The following is a 2,416-nucleotide window of genomic DNA, read 5'->3' on the forward strand; positions in this document are numbered from 1 at the left end:
GTGTCGTGAAGGTGCAGGAAAGCTACGCCGCCCTTGAGGTAAGGGAGAAAATTGCCCATACCGTAGCCGGCTTTCGCCACGATGTTGCCTTGCCAGTTGGCACCGGTTTCAAAGGTTTCGTCGTCGTGGGTCGGCACAGTCTTCCTGTTGAACACTGCCACCAGTCGCGCTTCGGCTCCGAGGACGACGTTGTTGTCGAACTGGTACTGATAGCCGATCTGCCCGCCGATCGACGCGGATGTACTATCTCCGTCATAACCAGTGGGGTCGTACGCAGGTATCGTCACATCCCCCTGCAAAAAGTTTACACCGGCGACGGCGCCGATGTAGCCGCCACTCCAGTTGTATGAAGCAGGGCCTCCAACCGAGAGGGCATCCGCCGCGAACGCTGACGAACTAAATGCACAGTAGAGAGCTATAGAGCCTATTAGCTTTTTCAAAGTCGGACCCGCCCAGGTTGTTACAAGCAGTGGTTGTTTTAGCAGAACGTTCGGGATTGGCTGTACCCCGACCGCAACACTCGCTTGCGAATGACGCAGGCTGAGGTTGGGATCACGCAAACGTGAGAGCAAAGGCCGTGAATCTATGCAGGCCTGATGGGGACGGGGGCTTGCCTACACCCGGAACTCGTCAATCTCGCGCTTCACGTTCTGGATGACGTCGCGGATGCCCACCTACGCTGGCGGCTTTGGCGGCCGACGCAACGACTACGGCCAGCAAAAAACAACCCTTAAAGGCGCGCTAAGCCGCGCCTTCCATTCGTCGCATATGGTCGGGTTCGCCAGCAGACAACCTATTTCTATCCGGCTATGTCCGCTGGTTTTACTCCCGCGCACGGAGGCCTCCGATCAATGTGGGCGACAGCCATTCTTAGCTGCGAGACCCTGAGGGACTGAGGGAAGCGATATCTTTTTCGACGGTGCAATGCGGCTTGCCAGTTCCGAGGCAGGTGCCCCGATCACGGCTTTGGCGACCAGTGTTCTTGCCTCAAATCCCGCTTCCATCACACTCAATTTGAAGGACCTTCACTTTCTCAACTCTTCCGGCATCAACCTGCTGGCGAAATTTACCATTGAGGTGCGCAAGCATCCCGATGTTCGACTTGTCGTGCGCGGAACGCCCGACATACCCTGGCAATCGAAATCATTGCCGAACCTGAAGAAGCTGCATCCCGCTCTGGTGCTTTTGATGAACTAACGTGAACGCGTCTCGATCGAGCCATCGCCCGCGACGTGCCCGCCCGGGGATGATTTCCAGCTGATATTCGGGACTGTCAGATCAGCAGCAGGCCCTTCATCGAGGCATTGCCCTTGCGGCCGATGATGATGTGGTCGTGCACGGCGATGCCGAGCGGCTTGGCCGTCTCGATGATCTGCTTGGTCATGTCGATGTCGGCGCGCGAGGGCGTCGGGTCGCCGGACGGATGGTTATGCACCAGAATGATCGCGCTGGCGGAAAGTTCGAGCGCGCGCTTGACCACCTCGCGCGGATAGACAGGCGTATGGTCGACCGTGCCGGTCTGCTGCACCTCGTCGGCGATCAGCCCGTTCTTCTTGTCGAGGAAGAGAATGCGGAACTGCTCGCGGGCCTCGAAGGCCATGGCCGAGCGGCAATAATCGAGAAGCTGCGTCCAGTTCGACAGAACCTCGCGGCCGCGCACTTCGCCGCGCGCCATGCGCTGCGCCGTGGCGGCGATGACCTTGAGATCGGTCGCCACCGTCGGCCCGATGCCCTTCACTTCCTCGAGCAGGGACGCCGGCGCGCCGAGCACTTCGGCAAGCGAACCAAAGCGCGCGATCAGCGCCTTGGCGATCGGCTTGGTGTCGACGCGCGGGATCAGCCGGAAGAGAAGCAGCTCAAGCAGTTCATAGTCGGGCAGGGCGTCCGCACCGCCGGCCAAGAAGCGTTCGCGCAGACGATCACGATGGCCGTGGTAGTGCGGCTTCTCAACAGGCGCCACCTCTTTCTTCGGCGGCTCTACCCAGGCTTCAGAGAAAAACGCCCGCTCGTCCTCGACTTTTCCCATCGCCCGCCCACATCGCTGATCGAAAGAAGACCTTTGCCAGAGACTAAAGCATGATTCTGAAACGCGAAGCGGTTCTCGATCATTTCAAGAAAGTAGCCGGGAGCGTTGCTGGGACATATCAAGACGCCGTGACGATGAGGGCTGCATCGCCTATTGGCGAGCGTTAAACATGAGCACCTTCGGCAGCCTGCTTCTTCACCGTTCTTGCCCCGCTCACCGAAACAGCGATGCCGAGGACGACAAGGGCGGTTCCGAGAATGTGGATCGTCGTGATGGTCTCGCCGAGAAGAAGAAACGAGAGCGCGAGTGCCGCGACCGGCAGCACTGCCATGAACACGCCAGCCTCTCCGCCGCTGGCGCGCGCGGCTCCTGAATACCAGAGCCAGAACC

Annotated in this window: 3 protein-coding genes and 1 pseudogene; 1 reads left to right on the forward strand and 3 read right to left on the reverse strand. The window is 59.6% G+C overall.

Annotated elements, in window-relative coordinates:
• Window positions 1-440, reverse strand: a pseudogene (locus EOA79_RS31390) (outer membrane beta-barrel protein); the annotation flags it as partial.
• 466 nt (window positions 441-906) lie between these two features.
• On the opposite strand from EOA79_RS31390, the gene EOA79_RS31395 reads away from it, so the two are divergent.
• The gene (locus EOA79_RS31395; RefSeq protein ID WP_095802249.1) at window positions 907-1,197 is read left to right on the forward strand and encodes a hypothetical protein; all 291 of its coding nucleotides are present in this window, start codon (window positions 907-909) and stop codon (window positions 1,195-1,197) included.
• Window positions 1,198-1,273: 76 nt separating this feature from the next.
• Here the strand turns inward: EOA79_RS31395 and radC are convergent, their stop codons facing one another.
• Complete coding sequence (gene radC / locus EOA79_RS31400; protein ID WP_095826131.1) at window positions 1,274-2,026, reverse strand: DNA repair protein RadC; 753 nt, start codon at window positions 2,024-2,026, stop codon at window positions 1,274-1,276.
• A 163-nt stretch (window positions 2,027-2,189) separates the two neighbouring features.
• A partial coding sequence (locus EOA79_RS31405; RefSeq protein WP_164894045.1) for an EamA family transporter occupies window positions 2,190-2,416 on the reverse strand: 227 nt, incomplete at its 5' end.

Origin of the sequence: Mesorhizobium sp. M1A.F.Ca.IN.020.03.2.1, from assembly GCF_004023205.1 — a bacterium.
In the GTDB taxonomy this organism is placed as follows: domain Bacteria; phylum Pseudomonadota; class Alphaproteobacteria; order Rhizobiales; family Rhizobiaceae; genus Mesorhizobium.

Excerpts from the sequence above, each read along its gene's own strand:
- radC (WP_095826131.1), bottom strand. The coding sequence starts at position 2,026 with ATGGGAAAAGTCGAGGACGAGCGGGCGTTTTTCTCTGAAGCCTGGGTA.